This is a genomic window from Bradyrhizobium sp. USDA 3256, assembly GCF_054058275.1.
This window is the reverse complement of the sequence record NZ_JBSSAE010000002.1, coordinates 1,298,547-1,323,575: the sequence shown is the minus strand read 5'-3', so window position 1 is coordinate 1,323,575 and position 25,029 is coordinate 1,298,547. Positions and strand designations below refer to the sequence as shown.

Below are 25,029 nucleotides of genomic sequence, written 5' to 3'. Positions count from 1 at the left end.
CACCATCCACCAGAACTCTTCCATCGTCCGTGCGATGAGCGACTGCGTCAAAAAATAATTTGAACGACCGGTCGGATTATATTAGACTGCCTTCCATCAAGCAAGCGGATTGCGCATGCCGGGAGCAACCCGGCGGCATCGCGGGAGGTTGCGCGTGGATTCTCAGAGGATCGATGCTGTCGTGATCGGAGCCGGTGCCGGCGGGCTGTGTGCCGCGGCGCGCCTCGCCCATGGCGGGCTGCATACGCTCGTCGTCGACGACAAGGACCGGCTCGGCGGGCGCGCCTCGACCGAGGACATCGACGGCTTCAAGGTCAATATTGGGGCGATCGCGATCGAGTTCGGTGGCGTGTTCGAGGAAACCTTCCACGCCGTCGGCGCCCCGCTCGACATCCGCGCGCCGGAGCCCGCGAGCTCGTTCTTCATCGACGGCAAGGTGATCGATGTCGGCCGCGGCGGCTGGTCGCTGCTGCTCGGGCAACTCACCAAGCAAGCCTCGCGCATCCTGGAGAAATTCGCCGACGCCCGCTCCGGCAATCTGCCCGACGGGCGGCAATCGACCGAGGACTGGCTGAAGGGCTACACCAGCAACGCCACCGTGCACGCGCTGTTCCGCAATCTCTGTGCGGCGATCTTCGCCTGCAACGCCGCCGAGCTGCCGGCCCGCGCCTTCCTCACCTATTTCACCAGCAAGGGCGCCTTCAAGAAATTCGGCTTCTGCCCGCAGGGCACGATCGGCGTCTGGAACAGCCTGGGCAATGCCGTCAGGCGCAATGGCGACATCTGGCTTGGAACGCCGGCGACCACGATCCACACATCAGATGGCCGCGTCGAAGGCGTCACCGTTCTGCGCAATGGTGAACGGGTGCGGATCGACACCGATCTCGTCATCAGCAATGCGGGACCGAAGGCCACCGTCGCGCTTGCCGGCAGCGAGGCGTTCCCGGCGGATTATATCGCCAGGGTGAAGAACGACCTTCGCCCGGCCGCCAACATCGTCATCAATGTCGCGAGCCGCGAGCCGCTGATCAATCATCCCGGCATCGTCACCTTCGGCAAGACGCGCCGGCTCTGCAACATGGCCAACCTCTCCGCCACCTGTTCGGAGTTGGCGCCGCCCGGCTGGCACCTCTATGTCGCCTATGCCGTGCCGGTGCCCGCGCTCGGCGATTTCGATGCGGACGCGGAGGTCGCGCTCGCGCTCGAGGATCTGCGCGAGCAGTTCGCCAATTTCGACCAGGCAAAAATCCTCTCGATCCGGGTGATGCGCGACGACTGGCCGGCACAACGCAGCTGCGCCGGCTACGATTTGCCGCGCGAGACCGGCATCGAGGGCCTGTGGTGCGTCGGCGACGCGGTGAAGCAATATGGCAATGGCGGCACTCAGGCCTGCGCCGAAACCGCCAAGCTCGTCACCGATGCGATCCTCGCCGCGCGCCCGCGCTTAACGGCAGGCCGGGTCTGAGCACGATGCCGACGACCATCCCGCATCCGATGCCGCAAGCAGCGCCGCAGGCCGCGCCGGCGCAGGATGGCTTCCTTGAATTCCGCAACATCCGGATCGTCTACGACAATGCGATCGAGGCGATCCGCGACGTCTCGATCGCGGTGCCCGAGGGCAACATCGTCGCCCTGCTCGGCTCCAACGGCGCCGGCAAATCGACGCTGCTGAAGGCGATGTCCGGCATCCTCTATACCGAGGAAGGCGTGATCGAGAACGGCAGCATCCGCTTCCGCAATGACGAAGTGCATCGCCTTGCGCCGGACGAACTGGTCCGCCGCGGCATCGTGCAGGTGCCGGAGGGCCGGCGCGTGTTCGCGGCACTCACCATCGACGAGAACCTGCAAATGGGCGGCTACACCAGGACCAGTGCCGAGGCGCGCGAGCGCCGCGACAAGGTGTTTGCGCTGTTTCCGCGGCTGTATGAGCGGCGCGACCAGATCGCCGGCTACATGTCCGGCGGCGAGCAGCAGATGCTCGCGATCGGCCGCGCGTTGATGACCGACCCCGTGCTGCTGGCTCTCGACGAGCCGTCGCTCGGCCTCGCGCCGCTGATCATCGACCGCATCTATGAGGTGATCGTCCGGCTGCGCGACGAACTGAAGATGACGGTGCTGCTGGTCGAGCAGAACGCGCAGCGCGCACTCGACATCGCCGACTACGGCTACATCCTGGAGACCGGCCGCGTCGTGCTCGACGGCACGGCATCGAGGCTCACCGCCAATGAGGACGTCCAGGAATTCTATCTCGGCGTCTCCTCCACCGGCCGCAAGAGCCTGCGCGAAGTCAAGCATTACAAGCGCCGCAAGCGGTGGCTGTCGTGACCGCGCTGCTCACTGTCGAGAACCTGTCAAAGCGCTTCGGCGGCCTGCAGGCGGTCGCCGATGTCAGCCTGCGCGTCGCGCCCGGCGAGATCTGCAGCGTGATCGGTCCGAACGGCGCCGGCAAGACCACGTTGTTCAACATGATCTCGGGCGTGCTGCGGCCGAGCGGCGGCCGCATCACGTTCGACGGCATCGACCTCTCGACGATCTCGCCGTGGAAATTCGCCGCCGTCGGTATCGGCCGCACCTTCCAGAATCTGGCGCTGTTCAAGCACGGCACCGTGGTCGAGAACATCCTGACCGGCCGCCACACCCATCTGCGCTCGACCGTGCTCGATGCGGTGTGGTTTTACGGGCGTACCCGCAAGGAGGAAATCGCGGCACGGCAGCGCGTCGAACACATCATCGAATTTCTCGAGATCGAGCATATCAGGGACGCCGTGGTCGGCACGCTGTCCTACGGCCAGCAAAAGCGCGTCGAGCTCGCGCGCGCGCTCGCCTGCGAGCCGAAGCTATTGCTGCTGGACGAGATGGTCTCCGGCATGAACCAGGAGGAGACCGAAGACATTGCGCGCTTCGTGCTCGACATCCGCGACGAGCTCGGCATCACCGTCGTGATGATCGAGCACGAGATGCGCATAGTGATGGACATCTCCGACCGCGTTCATGTGCTGAATTTCGGCCGCAAGATCGCCGAAGGCACACCTGGTGAGATCAGGCGCGATCCGGCAGTCGCGGAGGCCTATCTCGGCGGCCAGCGCTCCGAGGCGATGGCAAAGGCGGGCGCGTGATGTCGACGCTGGACAGCCTGCGCACCGCTTATCCGCCGCTGCAAGCGAGCACGCCGCGCAACCCACCGGCAACCGGCGCCGACGCGTTGCAGGCTACGCTTGCGGATGCCGCCATCACCATCCCGCAATTGCTACGGCAGCGCGCCGCCATGCACGGCGAGGCGCTGGCGCTGCGCGAGAAGGATTACGGCATCTGGAATCCCTATTCCTGGCGCCACTATTACGACACTGCGCGCGCGGTGGCGCTCGGCCTGCTCTCGCTCGGCATCAAGCCGGGCGACCGAATCGCCATCGCCGGCGAGAACACGCCGGAATGGTTTTACGCCGATCTTGGTGCGCAGATGATCGGCGCGGTGGCGGTCGGCATCTATCCGACCAATCCCTGGGTCGAGCTGCAATATATCGTCAAGCATTCGGGCGCCCGCATCGTCGTCACCGGCGACCAGGAGCAGACCGACAAGGTGCTCGACGCGATGGCGGGCAATGGCGGCCTGCCGGACCTCGAGGCCATCGTCTGCGTCGACATGAAGGGCCTGCGGCATTACCGGCAATCGGAGCTGATGTCGTTCGCCGCATTGTGCGAGCGTGGCAAGACCTACGCCCAGCAGAATCCGGAGGCCGACGCGACGCTCGACCGCCTGATCAGTCAGGGCGCGCCCGACGACGTCTGCATCCTCGTCTACACCTCGGGCACGACGGGTCCGCCCAAGGGCGCGATGCTGACCCATCGCAATCTCGTCTACGCTGCCTATGCCTACGCCAAAACCGTGGGCATTGCCGACAAGCCGTTCGAGGCGGTGAGCTATCTGCCGCTGTGCCACGTCGCCGAGCGCTGCTACGGCACCGTGACGCATCTGGTGCTCGGCGGCACCGTGTCCTTTGCCGAATCGATCGACACCGTCGCGATCAACATCCGCGAGATTGCGCCGACCTTCTTCGTCGGCGTTCCGCGCATCTACGAGAAGCTGCAGCAGGGCTTTCTGTTCCGCCTCGGCGAGAGCGGCCGCCTGCACCAGAGCTTCACCAGGGCCTGCCTCGCCTGGGGCCGCACGCTGTCCGACCGTCGACAGGCCGGCAAGGCCAATGTGCTCGACCGCGCCGCCTATGGGCTGCTCTATCTCCTGATGTTCCGCAATTTGCAGCGCCATCTCGGCTTCGCCTACAGCCGGCACCGGCTCTGCGCCGGCGCCTCGATCTCGCCGGAGACGCTGCGCTTCTTCGACATCATCGGCCGTCCGGTGTCGCAGGGCTACGGCCTCACCGAAAGCGGCGGCGTCGCCTTCATCCAGACCGAAAGCCATCACCGGATCGGCGGCTGCGGCGTGCCGCTGCCGCAGACCGAATGGAAGTGTGATGCCGACGGTGAGATCCTGCTGCGCAACCCCGGCGTCTTCAAGGGCTACTTCCTCGACGAGAAGGCCTCGACCGCCTCGCTGGAGCCCGGCGGCTGGCTGCGCACCGGCGACATCATCGAGGTGCTCGACAATGGCGAGATCGCCGTGGTCGACCGCAAGAAGGCGATCATCATCACCGCCGGCGGCAAGAACATCGCCCCGTCGGAGATCGAGAACGCACTGAAGGACTCCGAGTTCGTCAAGGAAGCGATCGTGGTCGGCGAGGCCAAGAAGTATCTCGGCGCCATCATCCAGGTCGACTACGACAACGTCGGCCGATGGGCGCGCGACCGGGCGCTCGCCTACACCAACTACAAATCGCTGTCGCAGCTTCCCGAAGTGAATGAGCTGGTCGAGCGCGTCGTCAACGAGACCAACAAGCGGTTCGCGCGGGTCGAGAACATCAGGCGGTTCGCCATCCTGGAAAAAGAGCTCGACCATGACGACGGCGAGCTGACCGCCACCCAGAAGGTACGCCGCGCCATGATCGAGAAGAAGTTCGCCCGCGAGCTCGCGATCATCTACCGAGCGGAGGGCTGAATGCAGTATCTCATCCAGCTCGTGATCTCGGGACTCGCGATCGGCGCGATCTACGGACTGATCGCGATGGGCTTTGCGGTGATCTACAAATCCACCGGACTGGTCAATTTCGCACAGGGCGAGATGACCATGATCACCGCCTATATCGCCTGGACGATCTCGACCACGGTCAGCGGCAATGTATTCGTCGTCGCGGTGAGTGCGATTCTCGCTGCTGTCGTGCTCGGCCTGATCATCGAGCGCCTTGTGATGCGGCCGATGCTGGGCGAGCCGGTATTCGCGACCGTAATGGTCACGATCGGGCTCGCCGTGATCCTGCGCTCCGCCATCAACTTCATCTGGGACGCCTACCCGCACGGCCTCGATATCGGCATGGGTCGCGGCATCGTGCATCTCGGCGGCATCGGCGTGCGGACCGGGCAGATTGCGGTCATCGCGACGCTGCTTCTGCTTCTCGCCGCGATCTGGGCGTTCTTCCGTTACAGCAAGGTCGGCGTCGCGATGCGCGCGGTCGCGGCCGACGACCGCACCGCGCTGTTGATGGGCATCAGCGCCACAAGAGTTCATGCGCTGGCCTGGGCCGCGTCTTCGGTGATCGCCGGCATCGGCGGCGTGTTCTTTGCGCTGTCCTACGACCTATCGCCGGCGATGTTCCAGCTTGGGCTGAAGGCGTTTCCGGCCACCATCCTTGGCGGCCTCGACGCCGTGCTCGGCTCCGGCCTCGGCGGCCTCCTGATCGGGATCACCGAAAACCTTGCCGGCGGCTATATCGGCTCCGGCATGAAGGAGGTCGCGGGCTTTGCCATGATCATCATCGTGCTGATGATCCGCCCGTTCGGCATCTTCGGCGAACGCGACATTGAGAGGGTGTGATGCGCACCGGCGATTACAAGCAGAGCTACGGCGAACTGGTTGCGCTGATCGATTCCCCGCCGGAGTGGCTATGGTCGGCGGTGCTGCTGCTGGCGCTGATCGCAGCGCCTTATGTTCTGAACTCCTACGCGCTGTCGTTCCTGATGATCATCCTGATCACGGTCACCGGCGCGCTCGGGCTCAACATCCTGACCGGCTACACCGGTCTGATCTCGCTCGGCCATGTCGGTTTCCTCGTCACTGGCGCCTATGCCTATGCGGTGCTGGTCACAAAGTACCACATGCCGCCGCTGATCGGTTTCCTCGGCGCCGGCGTGGTACCGGCGCTGGCGAGCCTGATCGTCGGCGCGCCGTCGCTCCGGCTCAAGGGGCTTTACCTCGCCATCACCACGCTCGCCTTCTCCTTCATCATCAACACCGTGATCCTGGAGATGCGCTGGCTCACCAACGGCGCGCGCGGCATTCAGGTGCAGCGGCCCGAGATCCTCGGCATCAGCTTCGACGGCGACGCGGCCTTCACCTATCTCTGCCTCGGCATCGCGGGGCTGACGCTGTTCGCCACCCTCAATATCCGCCGCAGCCGAGTCGGCCGCGCCTTTGTCGCGATCAGGGACAACGACACTGCCGCGCGCGTCATGGGCATCAACCTGCATGCCTACAAGCTGTTCGCCTTCATCACCTCAGCGTTCATCACCGGCATCGCCGGCGCGCTGTACGGCATCTATCTCTCCTTTGTCAGCGTCGAGGGATTTCCGTTCCTGCTCTCGATCGAGGCGCTGGCGATCCTGATCGTCGGCGGGCTCGGCTCCGCGCTCGGCGCGGTGCTCGGCACCATCCTGATCGTGCTGTTGCCGGAGGTGACACGGATCGTCTTCAGCCTGTTCAGCGCGCAGATGGACGCGACCTTCACGACCGGCGCGCAGGAGCTGAAGAGCATGCTCTACGGTCTCGTCATCATCCTGTTCCTGCGCTTCCAGCCGCGCGGACTGGTCGGCGCCTGGCACGACATCAGGCGGACCTGGGTGCACTGGCCGCTGCGCTACTAATCAAAAAAGACGCAACACCATGAGGAGGAGACGATGATCAAATACCTGGCGGCGGCCTCGCTGCTGCTCACCACGGCCTGTCTCGCGACCGGCCCGGCTGCTGCCGCCGATCCCGGCATCACCGACAGCGAGATCCTCATCGGCGACGTGGAGCCGCTGACCGGCCCGCCGGCGCTGCTCGGCGTCGCGGCCTCGATCGGCCACAAGATTGCGATCGCCGAAGCCAACGCCGCCGGCGGCATCAACGGCCGCAAGATCAAATATGTGCTGGAGGACGACGGCTACGTTACCGCGCGAACCATCCAGGGCGTCAAGAAGGTGATCGACGTCGACAAGGTCTTCGCGATGCTCGGCATCTCCGGTTCGGGCCAGTCGATCGCTGTGATGCCGGTGCTCGAGAAGTCCGGTATCCCGACCGTGATCGACGTCGCGCCGGTCAAATTCCTGTGGGAGCCGGCGCGCAAGAACGTGTTCGTGGTCGGGCAATCCTACGAGGAAGGCATCATCCACCTCGTCGACTTCCTTGCCGACAAGAACCCCGGCAAGAAATGGGGCCTGATCACCCAGGACGACGATTACGGCATCACGGTGCGCGACGGCTTCGATTCCGTGGTCAAGGCCAAGAAGCTGAACGTCGTCTACAGCGGCAACTACAAGAAGGGCCAGCAGGACTTCTCGTCCGACATGCTGCAGCTGAAGGATGCCGGCGCCGAGGTGTTTTTGGCCGGCGGCATCATCGCCGAGAACATCGCGATGACAAAGGAGCTCGAGAAATTGAACATCAAGCCGGTGACCGGCATCTTCTGGCCCGGCCGCATCGAGCCGGTGCTGAAGCTGATGGGCCCGGCCGGCGACGGCATCTACGCGGTCGACTATGTCGAGCCGTTTGCCGGCGCGGCGGGCAAGGCGTTCCTCGAGAAGGCCAAGCCGCTGGTGTCGGAGGCCGAGTTCAAGGGCATCAACCGCTACACCATGACCGGCTATGCCGCCGCGAAAGTCTTGATCGCGGCAATCGAGCGCTGCGGCAAGCAGCCGACCTGGGCCTGCACCATCTCGGAGCTGGAGAAGACCAAGAATGTCGAGACCGGCGTGATGGCGCCGATCAGCTTCGGTCCCGGCGTCCGCTTCTCCAACCAGAAGCTGCAGATCATGCAAGCCGATGCCGCGACGCTCAGCTTCAAGCCGGTAAACTAGAGAGATGAAGGTCCTGATCGTCTTTGCCCATCAGGAGGCGCAGTCGTTCAACGCTGCACTGCTGGCGCGGTCGGTGGCGGAACTGACCGCGCTCGGGCACACGGTCAGGATCTCCGATCTCTACGCCATGCGGTTCAACCCGGTGGCGACCGCCGAAGACTTTGGCGCGCGGCGGTTTCCCGACCGGCTGCAATATGACCGCGAGCAGAAATACAACCTGCAGCGCGGGGCGCTCAGCAGCGATGTCGCCGCCGAGATCGAGAAGCTGCTGTGGTGCGACCTCTTGATCCTGCAGTTTCCGCTGTGGTGGTTCTCCGTCCCCGCCATCATGAAAGGCTGGATCGACCGCGTGTTCGTCAATGGCGCAATTTACGGCAGCGGCCGCCGCTACGACACCGGCGGCCTCAACGGCCGCCGTGCCATGGTCGTGACCTCGACCGCCGCCTATCCCGGCATGTGCGCGTCGGACGGGCTGGTCGGTGCGCTCGATGTGGTGCTGTGGCCGATCCAGAACGGCATGCTGGCCTATGCCGGCTGCAAGGTGCTGCCGCCGTTTGTGTCGTATTCAGTGAACTTCGTCGACGAGGCCACGCGGCACCGCTATCTCGACGACTATGCCGAACGGCTGCGGCAGCTCGAGACCACCGAGCCGCTGTTCTTCCATCCGCTCGCGGATTTCGGCGAGGACTGGCGGCTGAAGCCGGGCATTGCGGCGCAGACGGTCGGCCAGGGCAAGCCGGCGGCCCGTAGGGGCTGAGCCCCTCACATCCGCTTGGCGATTTCCTCGAGCATCACTTCGGTGGCGCCGCCGCCGATCGTCAGCACCCGCGCGTCGCGCACCATCCGCTCGATCGGGGTGCCGCGCATGAAGCCTGAGCCGCCGTGCAGTTGCAGGCAGCCATGCACCACCTCGTGCAGCACCTCGGGCGACAGCGCCTTCACCATCGACACTTCGCGCAGGCAATCCTGCCCGGCCGCCGCGAGCTCGGCGGCCTGATAGGCCAGCGCCCGCGCCGCCGCCGCCTTCGCGGCAAGCTGGGCAAGCTTCAGCCGCACGCCCTGCTGATTCCAGAGCGGGCCGCCGAATGCCTGCCGCGTCTTCACATAATTCGTCGTCAGCTCGATCGCCTTGGCGGATTCGCCGGCGCAGATGCCGCCGATGCAGATGCGCTCGTTCTGGAAGGTCTCCATGATGCCATAGAAGCCCTTGTTCTCGTCGCCGAGCAGGTTCTCCGCCGGCACGCACACGTCCTGGAACGCGATCTCGGCGGTGTCCGAGCAGAGCCAGCCATGCTTGTCGAGCTTGGTCGCCGTGATGCCCGGCGTGTTGCGCTCGACGATGAACAGCGAGATGCCACGGCTGCCCTTGGCATGCGGGTCGGTGCGCGCGGCGACGATCAGGATGTCGCCATAAACCGCGTTGGTGATGAACATCTTTGCGCCGTTGATCACCCAGCTGTCGCCGTCGCGCCGCGCGCGCGTCTTGAGGCCAGCGACGTCGGAGCCCGCATCGGGCTCGGTCACCGCGATCGAGCAGACCGTCTCGCCGCGGATGATCGCCGGCAAATACTTCTGCTTCTGTTCCGGCGTGCCGCGCAAGGAGATGTGCACCGCCGACATGTCGGTATGCACGAGGATCGACGACGTGAAACCGCCGAAGCTCGAACGCCCCAACTCTTCGGCGAACACCATTGAGGCCAGCGGCCCCATGTCGGTGCCGCCATACTCGGCCGCATGGCGCATGCCGAGAAAGCCGAGCGCGCCCATGCGGCGATAGATCTCGCGCGGGATCTTGCCGTCGCGCTCCCACGCCTCGGCATGCGGCACCACCTCCTTCTCGACGAAGCGGCGCACCTGCTCGCGCAGCATGCGCAACTCCTCAGGCAGATTGGGCTGCTCCGAAAAGTGGAATTCGGTCTCAGTGAGCTGGCGCGGATCCGACGTCATGACGTTCATTGTGGCGCCCTCTGATGGCCGATGTGAAGATGGTTGCGCAAAAAAGCTGCCAGCGATGCGATCGCCTCGCGCGCCTGCGGGATCTCCGGGAACATCTGGAAGACGTGGATCATGCCGTCCCACACCTGCAGCTTGACATCGACACCGGCAGCCTTTGCCCGTGCGGCCAGTTCCGTCGCATCGTCGCGCACGGTCTCGCGGTCGCCGACCTGGACCAGCAGCGGCGGCAGACGGCTGAGATCGGCATAAAGCGGCGAGGCGAGCGGATTGCTGACATCGCCGTCCTTGCCGAGATAGTTCCTGGCCAGCGCCAGGATCATGGCACGCTGGTGGATCGGATCGGCCTCGGCCCTGCTCTGATAGCTCGCGCCGCTCGCGGTAAGATCGGTCCAGGGTGACATCAGCGCGCCGGCGGCGGGCAGCGGCAAGCCGCGGTCGCGCGCCGCCAGCATCGTGCACAACACGAGATTGCCGCCGGCCGAGTCGGCGGCAAAGGCGATATCCGCCGGATGCAGCCCCTGTTCGCGCAGATACCGATAGGCAATCAGCGCATCCTCCAGTGCCGCGGGGAAACGATGCTCCGGCGCGAGCCGGTAATTGATCGAGAGCACGCGGCAGCCCGATGCATCGGCAATCCGTGCGGCCAGGTCGCGATGCGACGCGACCGAGCCGATGCGGAAACCGCCGCCGTGAAAATAGAGGATCACCTTGTCGCGTGGTGCGTCCGTCGGCACGAGCCATTCGCCGTCGACCCCGCCGGCGGAGACCGGCTGGCACGTCACCGGCACCGCGCAGCCGGCAAAGGCTGTGTCCCAATCGCTGCGCATCTGCGCCACTGATGTATCGCGGGTCCAGCCGCGATAGATCGCGCGCAAACGCTCGATCGCGCGATCGACCGGCGTGATTGCGATATCGTCGTCCGCGCTGTCCATTTCAGCCGCCGATGCCCATGCCGCCGGAAACGCCGAGCGTTTCTCCGGTGATGTAGGCGGCCTGGTCGGAAGCCAGGAACAGCGCGGCAGCCGCGACCTCCTCCGGCTCGCCGAGGCGGCCGAGCAGCGTTGCACCGGTCATTGCCTGCAGGATCCTGTCACCGCCCTTTGCCACCGCCTGCTCCAGCATCGGCGTGCGGATCGGTCCCGGCGCGATCGCGTTCGCGGTGATGCCATAGCGTGCATTCTCCCGCGCGATGCTCCGGGTGAACGAGATCACGCCGCCCTTGGCCGCGGAGTAGACCGCACCCCCTTTGGAGCCGAGCCGCGCCGCTTCCGAGGTGACGTTGATGATGCGGCCAAAGCGCGCCGCCTGCATCGCCGGCAGCGCGGCGTGGGTGCAGGCCAAGACCGAGGTGAGATTGACCGCGATCAGCCGCGCCCAATCCTCCGCCGTGGTATCGGTGAAGAAGGCGTGCTGATCGATGCCGGCATTGTTGACGACAATGTCGAACGGGCCGTCCTGCGCCATCACGGCCTGCACCGCCGTAGCATCGCTGACGTCTAATCCTGCAACGCCGGCGCCGGTTTCGCGCGCCAGCTCCGAGGCCGCGGCGACATCGAGATCGGCGATCACGACCCTCGCGCCCGCGCCGGAAAAGCTGCGGGCGATCGCAGCACCGATGCCCCGCGCGCCGCCGGAGACGAAGGCGCGGCGGCCATCGAGACGTCCGAATGGCAAGCTCGCCACCTCAGCGCCCCGTGAAGACAGGCTGGCGCCGCTCGATCACCGCGGCGAGCCCTTCGCGTGCATCGGCCATCCCCGAGAGTTCGGCGACGGTGCGCGCCTCATCCGACAGGCACTGCTCGATGCTGGTGCCGGTGCCGGCCCAGACCAGCCGCTTGGTCGCCGCCAGCGCCTTCGGCGCGCCGGCCGCAAGCTCGCGGGCCAGCGCGAGCGATGCATCGGCGAGCTCGTCATCGGGCACGACCCTGGTGACGATGCCCATCTGCAATGCTTCCGCCGCCGGGATCACCGGGTTGGTCAGGAGGATCGACATCGCGCGTCGCAGGCCGACCAGCCGCGACAGCGTAACGGAGACGCCGGCATCCGGCGCCATCGCCACCCGCGTCGCGCCGGCGAGGAATTTTGCCGACTCCGCCGCGATCACGATATCGGAAGCGCAAACCAGGCCGAAGCCGCCGCCGCCCGCCGCAAAGCCCTGCACCGATGATATGACCGGCGCCTCCAGACGCAGCAATCCGGTCACCGCATTCTGCAGATACGCGGTGGCCTGCCGGATATAGTCCGGCAGCTTCTCGCCCTTGGAGGCAAAGGCGCGGACATCGCCACCGGCGCAGAAATTGGTGCCCTCGCCGCTCAGCAGCACGACGCGCAGATCGGGATGACCATGACATGCCATGATGGCGTCGCACAGCGCGCGGAGCAGCTCGACACTCATGCCGTTGGCCGCATCGGGGCGGTTGAGCCGCAGCCGCGCGATGCCGTCGGTAATGTTGAGCAGAACGGGGCCCTTGTCGATCATGGCGCGTTTTCCTCTAGACCAGGAACGAGAGCGTGTAGATCGCCTTGTCGTTGTTGACGAGGATGACCTTCTTGCTGGCCATCCGCAACTCGCCATCGACATGGCGCAACCGGTATTCATTGCGCGCCGCCCACAGCGTGTCGTCGCGCAGGCTTGATTCGAAAATGAGGCTGTTGCTGGCGACCGCGATGTCGCCGTCGTCAGGCTGCTCGTCCATCAATTCGACGTTGGAGATCAGCCGGCGCAAATTCGACTGCGGCGTCTGGGTGAAGTGCTTGCCGGTCATCAGCTGCCGAACCCGCAGCGCGATCCGCGAGCGGTTGTCGTAGATGATCGACATCTGCCGTTCCGGGTCGATGTCGGCGCCGTTGGCCGGCACCCAATAGACGCCGTCGTCGGTCCAGAGCTTTTCCCAGGCCTCGTATTGATGCTCGTCCTGCAGCCGCGCCTCGCGATAGAGGAAGGCGGTGATGGCGCTCATCAACGTGGCACTGCTCTCGCGCGACAGCATCAGTCAGGCTCCATCAGCTTGCGATAATGGGTCCAGATGCCGCGCGACGGCACCTCGTCGGTGACGTGGCCGACCGTGAAGCCGAGCTCGTCCTGCCGCTCGCGCTTCTCGCCGCGGCCGAGGAAGATCCATTCCGGATTGCGCGCCAGCACGCCGCGATGGCAGCGCTCGTACATTTCGGAATCGTCCGCGAGCAGGAAACCGGCCGGGCCGACCGAGCCCATGGTCTGCTGGCGCAGCCTTCGGTTCAGATCGGGCGCGCCCTTGAACTGCAACGCGGTGACGTGCTGCACGCTGTCATCGACGCCGAGCGGCTGGATCACGAACATCTGGATCTCGGCGATGAACAGGTTCGGGAAGATCATCACATGCGGCGTGCCGTCGATCATGATCTCCCGCGCGGTGGTGTCGCCATGGGCGGCCTTCATGCGCGCCGTATAGTCCGGCAGCCGATCCTCGCTGGTGCCGAACCAGCTCATCGGCGCATCGCGCTTGCGGAACTCGGGCCGCAGGTCGATCTCGGTATGGCCGTTGCCGTAGTCGCGCGTCAGCGCGGTCGAGGCGCCGCCATAGAGCTTGCCGATCATGCTGTCGGCGACGCCGAAGATCGAGGTGTGCACGAAGGCCGGGTGATAGCCGTCGCACTCGTTCTCCAGGATGAACTTCCAGTTCGCCTTGACGCGATGCTTGAGGAAGCCCGCCGTGATCTCGACCTCGCCCTCCGGCGAGGTGCGCACCAGGCGATCGATGGTCTCCGCGGCGCCGCCGAGATGTTCCTTCAGCGTCGGGCCATCGGCCGCGAACGAGCCGAACACGAAGCCGCGGTATGACTCGACGCGCGTCACCCGCCCTAGCGCGAGCTGCGACTTGTCCTGCCCCTCATAGCCGTCGGGGAAGGCATAACCGACCAGGCGGCCGTCATTGGCAAAAGTCCAGGAATGGAACGGACAGGTGAACGAGCGGGCATTGCCGCGCTCATAGGAGCAGACCTGGTTGCCGCGATGTGAGCAGCGGTTGAGCAGCAAATTGACCTTGCCCTGCTCGTCGCGCGTCATGATCACGGATTGCGGGCCGATCGACTTGACGACGTAGTCGTTGGCGTTCGGCACCTCGCTCTCGTGCCCGACATAGACCCAGGTCCGGTACCAGATGTTCTTGAGCTCGGCCTCGAAGATCTCGGGATCGGTATAGAGCGACCCATGCACCCGGTCGGGCCGGATCAACCGTTCCCATGGCGAGGCGCCGGTCATTATGTTCATCGTTCCGTCTCCCTCACCGATCGCCTGCGGCCGACGTTTTCTTCGACGGTCAATAATAATCCGAACGGCCGTTCGGCTAATAGCACACCTGGGACAGGCCAGCAAGCGGCTTTACGATCGCCGCCCCGGCCCATGCGGACAGATGCAATTCTCGGTGGTCGGCGACGGCACGGGTCAGCCTGGCGCGACGGCTTCGCTGCGCCCGCGATCTGCGATCTGGCGCTACATCGACTTCCGCGTCGTCGCGAACGCTACCTTGAGCGGAGCGCAGATCCTGCGCCACAGCGGCCGTTCGATCTCAGCGCGGCATCGCAATTGTGACCGCCGCGGAGATTCGCGCCGCGGCTCCCCCCTCAAGGAAGGGCAACCCATCACCAAACAACAGTTGAAGCCACATGGCGGTCGCGGCTGAGTTGCAGCCATTGCGGGTCATCGGTTCCATCGCCTGTTGAGTCCCGGCAACACCGCCGAACAAAATGCGCAATCGTGCAGATTGCGGCGTTGTGAACCACGAAGGTGCCGCATCCCTGTCAAATCCTGTCTGCGGGTGGCGCAACAAAAACACTTTGGGGAAAACCTACATGCAGCAGGCACCGCTGGGCGCACGGAGTGCGGAATCGTCTGGATATGTTCTCTACTTCCAGCTCGCCAGCAATGGCACAAGACGCGCGTGCAGTCTGACGATCCAGGCGGAAAGTGCCAACGAGGCGGCGCGGATCTTTCGCGAGAACTGGAACGAGATCGAATCGATGGCGCGCGACGGCGTGAGCACCGGAGTGGTCGGCAAGGCGCCGGTCAGCCTGGCGTTGTCGTGAGGCGCATCGCGCGGCCTACGGCAAACCATACACCTGAGATGTGACAGAACCACGGCCGCAGCCTCAGGCGACGATGGCACGGCCATTTGACGCGCAGACGCGACAAGCAGGTCACGAGGTTCAGGGCTCGCGCACGCGCGCGAGCCCTGTCGCGTCTTAGAATGTTTCAAATCCATTCCGGTTAGAGAGATTCAAGTCTGCTCCGGTTCTTTTCGCGCGCGCCGACTGCTAGAGGCGCGCCGTGAACGAGTTCGCGTGAATCGGAAGTGCAAGAGTGCCCGTGAATGCTGATGGCCGGGTTGTCGGCGACCGTCGAAATGCCGCCGACAAGGGCCGCACCCATCTGGTGATCGGCGCAGCGAAGCCTGCCGGGCAGGGTGGTGCCGAAATCATAGATCGCCTCGGCGGCGGCGCGCGCTATGTCGGCGACCGGCCAGGCGATGCCGCGAACAGCTTCGTGCTGCCGGCCTACACGGTCGCGGACGTGTTTGCGACCTACGAGACCAAGGTCCAGTCGTTTCCGGTCATCTACCAGTTCAACGTCAAGAACCTGTTCGACACGGTCTACTACCCTTCGGCCAACAGCATCCTGACGGTCGCGATGGGCGACGCGCGGCGCTTCTCGCTCTCGGCGACGGTGAAATTCTGATGCGTGACGTTTGGCGCCCGATCAAGGCAGCACTGCTGCAGGTCCATTCCCTGGTTGGCCTTGTGTTGGCGCTGGTATGGGCCGTGGTCGGCCTCACCGGCGCGACGATGGCCTTTGAGGATGAGATCGAGGCCAGCCTGAACAGTCAGATGATGCGCGTCGAGGCCAGCGCGACCCAACGGCTCACGCCGGACGAGTTGATCGCGCGGCTGGCGGCGGCGGGCGATTTCAGCAAGGTCTCGGCCGTGACGATGTCGAGCGATCCATCGGCCGCGGCCCGCATCCGTTTCGCTCGCAGCGAAGGCGGCACGCGGCCGTCCTCGGTCTATGTCGACCCCTATGACGGGCACGTGCTCGGCTCGCCGCGCGGCGAGGACTTTTTCGCAACCGTCCGCAAGCTGCATCGCTGGCTGCTGTTGCCGGGTGACGGCAATGGCATCGGCCGTAAGATCACCGGGTCGGCTGCGATCTGCCTGATCGTGATGCTGATCACCGGCCTCGTGCTGCGCTGGCCGCGTCGCGCGGGCAGCGTGAGGATGTGGCTGAAGCCGAATCTGGGACTGCGCGGCCGCGGCCTGCACCGCTCGCTGCACGCCGTGATCGGCACCTGGGTGCTGCCGGTCTATCTGGTGATGACGCTGACCGGCCTGTGGTATTCGTTCGAATGGTATAAGGCCGGCGCCAACTGGCTGTTCGCGCGGCCTCAGGCCATAGCAAACGCGATGCAATCCAAGCCGCCGCGCGGCGGCGCGGCTGCCGAGAGCAAGGGTCAAGCCAAGACCGAAGCGAAGGCCGAGGCAAAGCCGCTTGCCTTCGATCACGTCTGGTCGGCGTTCCTGCAGCAGGAGAACAACAGTTACGGAAGGGCCCTCATGACGCTGCCGGCCGGCGCGGGCACGGCCGTGCGCGTGCGGTCATGGCCGCAGGATTCGACACGCGAGGCGGTGCGTGACGAATTCCGTATCGATGCCCTTACCGGCCGCCTCATCTCATCGGATCGCTACGCCGACAAGACGTTTGGCGAACGCGTCCTCGCCAGCGTGCTCGACATCCACCGCGGTGCGATTCTGGGATGGCCCGGCAAGCTCGCGTTCATGCTGGCCGCCGCCATGATGCCGCTGTTTGCCGCGACCGGCCTGCTGCTTTATCTGTCCCGCCGCAAGCACCGGCGCCTGGCGCGGCCGCCGGTCGGCCACCTCGTTCCCGGTGAATGAAGCCGTTTCATCAATTTGGCGCTCAGCCGAGATCGCACGCCGCGAGCCGGGCACGTAACTCGGCGTCCGTTTCGGCCGCGAGCTCAAGCAATCCACGATAGGGGTCGCCCGATATCCCGAGCACGGCAGCGAACGCAGGCTCGGTCTTGAGACCGCCCGCCCTCAATTCGCTGACGGCTCGCCGCAGCGGCCCATCGTCAAGCGCAAGCAGCCGCCGTTCGACCTCGAAGTGGATCCAGCCTCGTTGCTGCTCCACTGGACGCTGATCACCGAACAGTTCGAACGGCCAGCCGTCGCACACAAAGCGGGCAATCACCGGCCGCGTCCCCGAGGTCCATCGGAAAAGAGCGAAATCATCGCGCGCTTGATAGTGAGCCCAAACGACGTCCGCGAATGCGTTCGGGTCGGACGCATGGCAGACGATATCGATGTCGCTGCCGGGCACGGCGAGACCGAGCGGCAGCGTTCCGACGATACGGGGATCGAACGGCTTCAGCAGTTCCATCACGGCGGAGCTGGTGACGGCGGATGCGTAGTGCCCGACACTCATCGCGTGGCATGCCCTCGAGATCGCAGCGACGCATTACCACACGCGCATGGTACGCGCGAACCTCTGCAGATGGGCGGGCTTGAGGGGAAGCGAGCCCAAAAACGTTACGGGGCGATCTCGACCGCGTCACCGTGGTCGAAGATCGCCCCGCCGCCGGCGGACAGGCCAGGCTGCTCGCGCGCCAGGCCGTCCGGCCGATAGTCGAAATGATCCGTTCGATCGATTAGCCGAACTGGTTCATCGTGTTGTGGGCGCCGCCCGCCTTGAGGGCAGCCTCACCGGCGAAGTACTCCTTGTGATCGTCGCCGATGTCGGAGCCCGCCATGTTCTGATGCTTGGCGCAGGCGATGCCCTGACGGATCTCGGCGCGCTGCACGTTCTTGACGTAGCCAAGCATGCCCTGCTCGCCGAAATACTCCTTCGCGAGATTGTCGGTCGACAGCGCGGCCGTGTGGTAGGTCGGCAGCGTGATCAGGTGATGGAAGATGCCGGCGCGCTTGGCCGAATCCGCCTGGAAGGTACGGATGCGCTCGTCGGCCTCGATCGCCAGCGGCGTCTCGTCGTATTCCGGCTTCATCAGCTCGGCACGGTTGTACTTGCTGACATCCTTGCCGGCTTCCTTCATCGCGTCGTAGACCTGCCAACGGAAGTTGATCGTCCAGTTGAACGACGGCGAGTTGTTGTAGGCGAGCTTCGCGTTCGGAATGACCTTGCGGATGCGGTCGACCATCGAGGCGATCTGCTCGATATGCGGCTTCTCGGTCTCGATCCACAAGAGGTCGGCGCCGTTCTGCAGCGAGGTGATGCAGTCGAGCACGCAGCGGTCCGCACCGGTGCCGGGACGGAACTGGTAGAGGTTGCTGGGCAGACGCTTCGGACGCATCATCTTGCCGTTCTGGTTGATGATGACGTCGCCGTTGCGCGCGTTGGCGGCCGTCACTTCCTCGCAATCAAGGAAGCTGTTGTACTGGTCGCCGAGGTCGCCGGGCTTGTGGCTGACCGCGATCTGCTGGGTCAGGCCGGCACCGAGCGAGTCGGTGCGGGTCACGATGACGCCGTCCTCGACGCCGAGCTCGAGGAACGCGTGGCGGCAGGCGCGGATCTTCGCGATGAACACCTCGTGCGGCACGGTGACCTTGCCGTCCTGGTGGCCGCACTGCTTCTCGTCGGAGACCTGGTTCTCGATCTGCAGGGCGCAGGCGCCCGCCTCGATCATCTTCTTGGCGAGCAGATAAGTCGCCTCCGCATTGCCGAAGCCGGCGTCGATGTCGGCGATCACAGGCACGACGTGGGTCTGGAAGTTGTCGATCTTCTCGATCAGCGCCTTTTCCTTGGCCTTGTCGCCTTCCTTGCGCGCCGCATCGAGCGCACGGAAGATGTCGTTCAGCTCACGCGAATCCGCCTGACGCAGGAAGGTGTAGAGCTCTTCGATCAGGGCCGGCACCGAGGTCTTCTCATGCATCGACTGATCCGGCAGCGGGCCGAACTCGGAGCGCAGCGCCGCGATCATCCAGCCGGACAGATACAGATAGCGGCGGTCGGTATTGCCGAAGTGCTTCTTGACCGAGATCAGCTTCTGCTGAGCGATGAAGCCGTGCCAGCAGCCGAGCGACTGGGTGTACTTGGTGCTGTCGGCGTCATAGGCGGCCATGTCGGCGCGCATCAGCGCAGCCGTGTAACGGGCGACATCCAGACCGGTCTTGAAGCGGTTCTGCAGGCGCATCCGCGCCACGGCTTCGGCGGTGACGCCGTTCCAGGTGTCCTTGGTCTTGAGCAGCGCTTCGGCCGCCTCGATCTCGCTCTGATACGAAGCCGGTCCCTGGATGGCCCGGTCGCTGATCCCGCGCGGTTGGAAGTTCATGTCCGTGATCCCTTCGGTGACGAAATAACTGCACCGTTTGTCACCCGCGGCGCCGTCGGGAGCTAGACCTGGCGCGGAAAACTTGTCATAACTTACAAGAAACAGATGTATTGTTTGTAAGAATCTTACAAACTTTGGATAAGGCGATGGTAACCTCAAGCGCCCGTTCCGTTTTCATGGGTCCACGACTGCGCCGGCTGCGGCGCGACCTCGGGCTGACCCAAGCCGACATGGCCGCCGATCTCGAAATCTCGGCCCCCTATGTGGCGCTGCTGGAACGCAATCAGCGCCCGGTGACGGCCGACATGCTGCTGCGGCTTGCCCGCACCTACAAGATCGATCTGGCCGATCTCGCCGGTGACGGCGGTGCCGATCACACCGCCCGCATGCAATCGATTTTGAAGGAACCGATGTTTGCCGACATCGACATCCCCGCGCTCGAGGTCAGCGACCTCGCAGTCAGCTACCCCGGAATGACCGAGGCGTTCCTGCGCCTCTACACCGCCTATCGCGAAGAGCAACTGGCGCTTGCGGAGCGCAGGGCTCCGGACATGGCGATCGCTTCACCGGGTCAGGAGAACTTTGACGCCAACGATCCCGTCGCGGAGGTCCGACGATTTCTCGCCGCGCGCCGCAACAATTTTGCCAGCCTCGACGATGCCGCCGAGCGGCTCGTCCACGAACCGGCCGGACCGGCCGGATTTATCGAGCGGCTTCGGGAGCGACATAAACTCCAGGTCCGTTATCTGCCGCCGAACGTCATGCTGGGTTCGATCAGGCGACTGGACCTTCATCGCAGACAATTGCTGCTGGAGGACTCGCTCGATACCGCGGGCCTCAATTTTCAGCTGGCCAAGCAACTTGCCTATCTGGAACTGGAAAACGAGATCGGTGCCGCCGTCGAAGCCGGCAAGTTCACGACCAAAAGCGCCGAACTGCTGGCCCGCCGTGCGCTTGCGGCCTACGCCGCCGCCGCACTCATCATGCCGTATTCCGTGTTCGCGAAAGCGGTCGAGGCACGCCGCTACGATCTGGAGGCGCTGGCGCGTCAATTCGGCACCAGCTTCGAGCAGATCGCGCACCGCGTCACGACCTTGCAACGGCCGGGTCTTGAGAAGGTCCCGTTCTTCCTGATCCGGGTCGATCCGGCCGGCAACATTTCCAAGCTGCTTGACGGCGCCGGCTTCCCGTTTGCAAAGCACGGCGGCGCATGTCCGCTGTGGTCAGTGCACGATATCTTCAAGACGCCGCGCCAGATCGTCACCCAATGGCTGGAATTGCCCGACGGGCAGCGGTTCTTTTCGATCGCCCGCACCGTGACCGCCGGCGGCGGCGCGTTCGGCGCCATCCGCGTCGAGCGGGCGATCGCGATCGGCTGCGCCGCCGAACATGCGGGCCAGTTGATCTACACGCGCGACGGACAGGGACCGAATGCCGACGAGCCGACGCCGATCGGCGTCGCATGCCGGGTCTGCCATCGACCGAGATGCGCGGCGCGGTCGGCGCCGCCGATCGGACGCGAGATTCTTCCGGACGATTTCAGGACCTCGAGCGTGCCGTTCGGATTCTCGGCCGACTGACGAGGTCGGTCAGCCCTGCGGCCGGTTCTGGTCGTACAGCACCCGCACGCGGATCGTGCCGTCAATGGCTTTCAAATCGGCCAATAATCCCTCGCCCTCGCCGCCGACCACGTCGGTCTCGAGCACGACATAGCCGACTTCCGGATCGGTCTGCAGATATTGCGCCAGGATATTGATCCCGTGCCGGGAGACCGCGTCGTTGACCTGGCGCATGACGCCGGGAACGTTGCGATGAACATGGATGAAACGGGTGCCGGTCGGTCGCGCCGGCAATTGCACCTGCGGAAAATTGACCGCTCCGAAGGTCGATCCGACATCGGAATAGTCGATCAACTTGCGCGCGACTTCGCCGCCGATGCGATCCTGCGCTTCTTCCGTCGAACCGCCGACATGCGGCGTGAGGATGACGTTAGGGAGACCTTGCAGCGGCGAGACAAAGCGCGTCTCGTTCGACACCGGCTCGACCGGAAACACGTCGACCGCAGCACCCGCCAGCCGGCCCTCACGCAGCGCGCTCGCCAGCGCATCGAGATCGACCACGGTCCCGCGCGAGTTATTGATCAGATGGGCCTCAGGCTTCATCAGCTGGAGCTGGGCCGCGCCAATCATGTTGGCGGTGGCCGGCGTCTCCGGCACATGCAGCGATACGACGTCGCTGGCTGCGAGCAACGCGTCGAGCGATTCGGCGGGTTCGGTATTGCCATGGCGGAGCTTGTCGGTCTGATCAAAATAGATCACACGCATGCCCATGGCCTCTGCGAGGTTCGACAGCTGCGAGCCGATGTTGCCGTAGCCGACGATTCCGAGCGTCTTGCCGCGCACCTCGCGGCTGCCTTCGGCGGACTTGTCCCAGCCGCCGGCATGTGCAGAGACCGAACGCGGAAAGATCCGGCGGAACAGCATCACGATCTCGGCGATGGTCAGCTCCGCCACGCTGCGGGTGTTGGAGTATGGCGCGTTGAAGACGGGGATCCCCAGCCTCCGCGCGGCGTCGAGATCGACCTGATTGGTGCCGACCGAAAAGCAGCCGACAACGAGCAATCGGTCGGCGGCCTCCAGGATGTCTGCGGTCAACTGGGTTCGCGAGCGAATTCCCAGCATATGGATGCCTGACAGCGCCTGCCTGAGTTCTTTGGGTCCCAGCGCCTTGGGCAGACGTTGCAGCTCGGTATAGCCGTTCGCCTCGAACATCCGGGCCGCGGATTCGTTCACGCCCTCCAGCAGCAGCACGCGTATTTTGGTCTTGGGAAGCGACAACATCATCGAGATCCGGATTCGTAAGGTTCGGGCAGATCCTGCCACGAGCGCAGTTTCGACGGATCGCGTGATAGCATAGAAAACGATCCCGTCAGAAGCCGCCGTGGGCCGCCCGCGCTGCGATTCCCGATGAAGCCCTTCGATCCGCGCATCCAGGCGCGGAGCGGGAACCCGTTCAGTCAAAGGTCCTGGCCAATTCGCCGGCAGAAGCCGCGTTGCAGCTCCTGAGGCGCTCGAACGCCCGCTCCGGCTCCCTGGCCGGAGCTCCATTCGTGCTCAGCTCGGCGCCGAAGGCTATTGTCTGGAGCGGCGGTTTCGCTTCCCCGCTCCGGCGCCGCAAGCCTGCTGCGGTCTCATTGGCAGGGATACCGCCGGCCGTCCTTTGCCTGGAACGTATTCGACGCCGCATCGTAGGAGCGATAACGCTGGGCGCAGGACGCTGCATGCTGCTGGGCGGCAGCAGCTTCCTGCTGCGCGGCGGCGTTGGCTGCGCCGGCCGCGATAACGCCGCCGATGAGGCCACCGACCAGTCCGCCGACGGCCGCGCCGCCGCCATTGTCGTAGCACTGCCCGTAACGGCACCAGACCTTCTCCGTCAACGACGGCACTGCTGCCGCAACGCCGGCACCGTGCTGCAACGGAGCCGAAATGGCGGAGGCCGAAAACACCGTGGCAGCGGTGGCGGCCATCAAAACGACTTTCAGAAAGCGAGCCCTACGCATCATATCTCCTGCTTTATTGCTGTGGGCGCAGGCCGACACCTGCGCCCCGATTCCCAAACATGGATGGGCTCGCCCGGTCTCGGACCGGACGACACCCGGACACGCGCGGCCGGTTGCAATTCGCGCGTCAACCTGAATTCACGGATGGGCGAGTTCATTGGCCGGCTGCGTTCACGACGCGGCAGAGGTTATCGCCGATACCTGGAGCCAACTGTCCCGGCGGCAGGATGAAGGTCGCATCGACGCGGCTGCCTTTGCCATCCTTGCGGACGACGACTTGCAACGTTTGCGGCCGGCCGGAGCCGGTGGTCTCCTGCTGGGTGGTCAGCGTGCCGAGTTTCTTGTCGACGTTCACACCGACAAAACCCTCGGCCAGAACGGCGCGGGACACCTTGTCGAGGGCAGCACCGGGATTGACCGACGAGAAGGTCATCCAGGTCTTGTGCGTCATGCCCGTTACCATCGGAACGCCGGTGCTCTGGACGTGATCTGCGCAACCATCGGCCAGCGCAGGCATGGACGAAAGAACTGTAAGCGCGAGTACGCAAGTAATCCTTGTAAGCATGCTTTCATAACCCGTTTGAGTTGGTCGTGACGATTTAGGCCAAATGGGCTACGAGTCCATGGACGACGTCGCATTCCGGATGGAGGCGTTCGGATTGTGGCTATGACGATCGATTGCGAACGTTGTGCATTTTCCCGTGCACTCGAACGTCGGCGCGACAGGATTGATTTGAAACTTTCGCGCAATACCGGCGGAGCCAATGAGATCAAATGGTACCTTTGACGGCCCGATTGCGCGATCTGGATATCCCGTTCGAAAATCGGATATTGAGAGGATCAACAGAAAGAGAGCACGACCGGAATTCACCGAAAGCCGTGCTAGTGTGATGGCGCGATTTGTGCGTGTGGCAGCGGCTTCAACGATGATTGCCCGGTCCGACGGACCGGGTCACTTCGCGGACAGCAAACTTCCGATGGTTGGGATTTGATGGTCGACGACGTACTCGCTGCAGCTCCCACGCGATCGGGATCTTCGTTTGAAGAACTCCTTGAAATGCTTCAGCCGCATGGGATCAATGCGCATTCCTCGCCGCAGCGTGATGAATCGTTTCGCTGGCATGCGGATATAGCCATAGGCGCAGAACTTGATGTCGTGCGGGCCGATCTGTCGGCCGGTTGGGATTGGCGCTATTCATACGAGAATTCTGCCGGAGAGCTCGCGATAAGCCTGCTGAATGCCGGCCAGGCCGAAATGCTCATTGCAGGAAAGAGCATCGAGCGGACCCCCTCCGAGATTGCCATCGTGCCCCTTCCGACGATGCAAGCGCAGCGGGTCGAAGCGGTCGATGGACGATACTCAAGCGTCACGCTCACCTTGCATACCGGCGCAGTTACCAAGGTGCTGTCTGCGACGTTCGGGAGCACGGCGCTGGAAGATCTCAATCTGACGCCGATCGTCGACTTGTCGACCGGCGTTGGACAGACCCTTCTTCAGCTTGTCCGCACGAGCACCACCGGTCTGTATGACGGGATCCTGGCACGCTCTCCGAAAGCCAGTGCGCTGCTATCGGAAGCGGCGATACAGCTCATCCTTGAGAACGTTCCTCATCGGTTGACCGACCGGTTGAGCCGCCACCCGCTGGATGCGCCGCCGCGCTACATTCGCCGTGCGGTCGAGCATATGCGGGCCAATCCGCATCTGCCGCTGACGATATCGGATATTGCCGCAACGGTTGGGGTCAGCAGCCGGCTGCTGCAATTGGGCTTCCGCAAAGTTCACGGCACGACGCCGGTCGCCTATTTGCGACAAATTCGGCTGGAGGCCATCCACGACGAACTGTCGCGACCGGAGAACATGCTCCCGGTCAGCGAAGTTGCCCTGAAGTGGGGCTTTACGCATATGGGCCGTTTCGCTGCGGTCTACCGCTCGGCTTTCGGCCTGTATCCGTCCGATACGGTCCGGCGCGCGCGAGGGTTCTGCAGCTAGGCAAGCGGTTGTCGAGCCAGGCT

General features: G+C 64.5%; 24 protein-coding genes and 1 pseudogene. 14 read left to right on the top strand and 11 right to left on the bottom strand.

Annotated features, from left to right (window positions below):
- The first annotated feature begins 154 nt into the window (after positions 1-154).
- Genes ACVWY5_RS07970 through ACVWY5_RS07935 form a run of 8 tightly spaced genes read left to right on the top strand, consistent with a single transcriptional unit; the run spans position 155 to position 8,920 of the window.
- Complete coding sequence (locus tag ACVWY5_RS07970; protein WP_321177060.1) at positions 155-1,465, top strand: phytoene desaturase family protein; 1,311 nt, start codon at positions 155-157, stop codon at positions 1,463-1,465.
- Between the two features lie 5 nt (positions 1,466-1,470).
- Positions 1,471-2,325, top strand: a complete 855-nt coding sequence (locus ACVWY5_RS07965) for an ABC transporter ATP-binding protein (RefSeq protein WP_038377855.1) — start codon at positions 1,471-1,473, stop codon at positions 2,323-2,325.
- Complete coding sequence (locus ACVWY5_RS07960; protein WP_028337015.1) at positions 2,322-3,116, top strand: ABC transporter ATP-binding protein; 795 nt, start codon at positions 2,322-2,324, stop codon at positions 3,114-3,116. The genes ACVWY5_RS07965 and ACVWY5_RS07960 overlap by 4 nt, the downstream gene beginning before the upstream one ends.
- Positions 3,116-5,050: an AMP-dependent synthetase/ligase gene (locus ACVWY5_RS07955; protein ID WP_028337016.1), complete on the top strand. Its 1,935-nt coding sequence runs from the start codon at positions 3,116-3,118 to the stop codon at positions 5,048-5,050. Before ACVWY5_RS07960 ends, ACVWY5_RS07955 begins: the two co-directional genes overlap by 1 nt.
- Positions 5,051-5,923, top strand: coding sequence for a branched-chain amino acid ABC transporter permease (locus tag ACVWY5_RS07950; protein WP_028337017.1), 873 nt, complete (start codon positions 5,051-5,053; stop codon positions 5,921-5,923).
- Positions 5,923-6,969, top strand: a complete 1,047-nt coding sequence (locus ACVWY5_RS07945; RefSeq protein ID WP_028337018.1) for a branched-chain amino acid ABC transporter permease — start codon at positions 5,923-5,925, stop codon at positions 6,967-6,969. The genes ACVWY5_RS07950 and ACVWY5_RS07945 overlap by 1 nt, the downstream gene beginning before the upstream one ends.
- Positions 6,970-7,002: 33 nt before the next feature.
- Positions 7,003-8,163 carry an ABC transporter substrate-binding protein gene (locus ACVWY5_RS07940; RefSeq protein WP_028337019.1) on the top strand — a complete coding sequence of 387 codons (1,161 nt, stop codon included), beginning with the start codon at positions 7,003-7,005 and terminating at the stop codon, positions 8,161-8,163.
- Positions 8,164-8,167: 4 nt separating this feature from the next.
- Positions 8,168-8,920: an NAD(P)H-dependent oxidoreductase gene (locus ACVWY5_RS07935; protein ID WP_038377857.1), complete on the top strand. Its 753-nt coding sequence runs from the start codon at positions 8,168-8,170 to the stop codon at positions 8,918-8,920.
- Positions 8,921-8,925: 5 nt separating this feature from the next.
- On the opposite strand, the gene ACVWY5_RS07930 is transcribed toward ACVWY5_RS07935, so the two are convergent.
- Genes ACVWY5_RS07930 through ACVWY5_RS07905 form a run of 6 tightly spaced genes read right to left on the bottom strand, consistent with a single transcriptional unit; the run spans position 8,926 to position 14,368 of the window.
- Complete coding sequence (locus ACVWY5_RS07930) at positions 8,926-10,119, bottom strand: acyl-CoA dehydrogenase family protein (RefSeq protein WP_080667240.1); 1,194 nt, start codon at positions 10,117-10,119, stop codon at positions 8,926-8,928.
- Positions 10,116-11,051 carry an alpha/beta hydrolase gene (locus ACVWY5_RS07925; protein WP_038377858.1) on the bottom strand — a complete coding sequence of 312 codons (936 nt, stop codon included), beginning with the start codon at positions 11,049-11,051 and terminating at the stop codon, positions 10,116-10,118. The genes ACVWY5_RS07930 and ACVWY5_RS07925 overlap by 4 nt, the downstream gene beginning before the upstream one ends.
- Before the next feature lies 1 nt (position 11,052).
- Entirely contained in the window at positions 11,053-11,802 is a 750-nt protein-coding gene (locus tag ACVWY5_RS07920; RefSeq protein ID WP_028337022.1) for an SDR family oxidoreductase, read from the bottom strand.
- A 1-nt stretch (position 11,803) separates the two neighbouring features.
- Complete coding sequence (locus tag ACVWY5_RS07915; protein ID WP_028337023.1) at positions 11,804-12,598, bottom strand: enoyl-CoA hydratase/isomerase family protein; 795 nt, start codon at positions 12,596-12,598, stop codon at positions 11,804-11,806.
- Between the two features lie 13 nt (positions 12,599-12,611).
- A complete protein-coding gene (locus ACVWY5_RS07910; RefSeq protein WP_038377859.1) occupies positions 12,612-13,109 on the bottom strand; it encodes an aromatic-ring-hydroxylating dioxygenase subunit beta in 498 nt (165 codons plus the stop codon).
- Positions 13,109-14,368, bottom strand: coding sequence for an aromatic ring-hydroxylating oxygenase subunit alpha (locus tag ACVWY5_RS07905; RefSeq protein ID WP_028337025.1), 1,260 nt, complete (start codon positions 14,366-14,368; stop codon positions 13,109-13,111). The genes ACVWY5_RS07910 and ACVWY5_RS07905 overlap by 1 nt, the downstream gene beginning before the upstream one ends.
- A 142-nt stretch (positions 14,369-14,510) precedes the next feature.
- Between ACVWY5_RS07905 and ACVWY5_RS07900 the strand changes: the two genes are divergently transcribed.
- From ACVWY5_RS07900 to ACVWY5_RS07885, 4 genes and pseudogenes are all read left to right on the top strand, one after another.
- Positions 14,511-14,780 carry a hypothetical protein gene (locus ACVWY5_RS07900; protein WP_028337026.1) on the top strand — a complete coding sequence of 90 codons (270 nt, stop codon included), beginning with the start codon at positions 14,511-14,513 and terminating at the stop codon, positions 14,778-14,780.
- 169 nt (positions 14,781-14,949) lie between these two features.
- Entirely contained in the window at positions 14,950-15,183 is a 234-nt protein-coding gene (locus ACVWY5_RS07895) for a hypothetical protein (RefSeq protein ID WP_028337027.1), read from the top strand.
- 397 nt (positions 15,184-15,580) lie between these two features.
- Positions 15,581-15,832: pseudogene (locus ACVWY5_RS07890) on the top strand (TonB-dependent siderophore receptor); the annotation flags it as partial.
- Positions 15,832-17,046, top strand: a complete 1,215-nt coding sequence (locus ACVWY5_RS07885) for a PepSY-associated TM helix domain-containing protein (RefSeq protein ID WP_028337029.1) — start codon at positions 15,832-15,834, stop codon at positions 17,044-17,046. The pseudogene ACVWY5_RS07890 and the gene ACVWY5_RS07885, both read left to right, overlap by 1 nt.
- A 22-nt stretch (positions 17,047-17,068) precedes the next feature.
- On the opposite strand, the gene ACVWY5_RS07880 is transcribed toward ACVWY5_RS07885, so the two are convergent.
- A complete protein-coding gene (locus ACVWY5_RS07880; protein ID WP_028337030.1) occupies positions 17,069-17,596 on the bottom strand; it encodes a DUF4269 domain-containing protein in 528 nt (175 codons plus the stop codon).
- A 223-nt stretch (positions 17,597-17,819) separates the two neighbouring features.
- Entirely contained in the window at positions 17,820-19,457 is a 1,638-nt protein-coding gene (locus ACVWY5_RS07875) for an isocitrate lyase (RefSeq protein ID WP_028337031.1), read from the bottom strand.
- Between the two features lie 146 nt (positions 19,458-19,603).
- Here ACVWY5_RS07875 and ACVWY5_RS07870 point away from each other — a divergent pair, with 146 nt between their 5' ends.
- A complete protein-coding gene (locus ACVWY5_RS07870) occupies positions 19,604-21,037 on the top strand; it encodes a helix-turn-helix domain-containing protein (RefSeq protein WP_028337032.1) in 1,434 nt (477 codons plus the stop codon).
- A gap of 9 nt (positions 21,038-21,046) precedes the next feature.
- Here the strand turns inward: ACVWY5_RS07870 and serA are convergent, their stop codons facing one another.
- The 3 genes from serA to ACVWY5_RS07855 form a co-directional block, all read right to left on the bottom strand.
- Complete coding sequence (gene serA, locus ACVWY5_RS07865; protein WP_028337033.1) at positions 21,047-22,300, bottom strand: phosphoglycerate dehydrogenase; 1,254 nt, start codon at positions 22,298-22,300, stop codon at positions 21,047-21,049.
- A 347-nt stretch (positions 22,301-22,647) separates the two neighbouring features.
- On the bottom strand, positions 22,648-22,983 hold the full coding sequence (locus ACVWY5_RS07860; RefSeq protein ID WP_050387906.1) for a BA14K family protein: 336 nt from the start codon (positions 22,981-22,983) through the stop codon (positions 22,648-22,650).
- Positions 22,984-23,170: 187 nt separating this feature from the next.
- A complete protein-coding gene (locus ACVWY5_RS07855) occupies positions 23,171-23,467 on the bottom strand; it encodes a hypothetical protein (RefSeq protein ID WP_456671662.1) in 297 nt (98 codons plus the stop codon).
- Positions 23,468-24,007: 540 nt separating this feature from the next.
- Between ACVWY5_RS07855 and ACVWY5_RS07850 the strand changes: the two genes are divergently transcribed.
- Positions 24,008-25,006, top strand: coding sequence for an AraC family transcriptional regulator (locus tag ACVWY5_RS07850; RefSeq protein WP_321177065.1), 999 nt, complete (start codon positions 24,008-24,010; stop codon positions 25,004-25,006).
- Positions 25,007-25,029 lie beyond the last annotated feature (23 nt).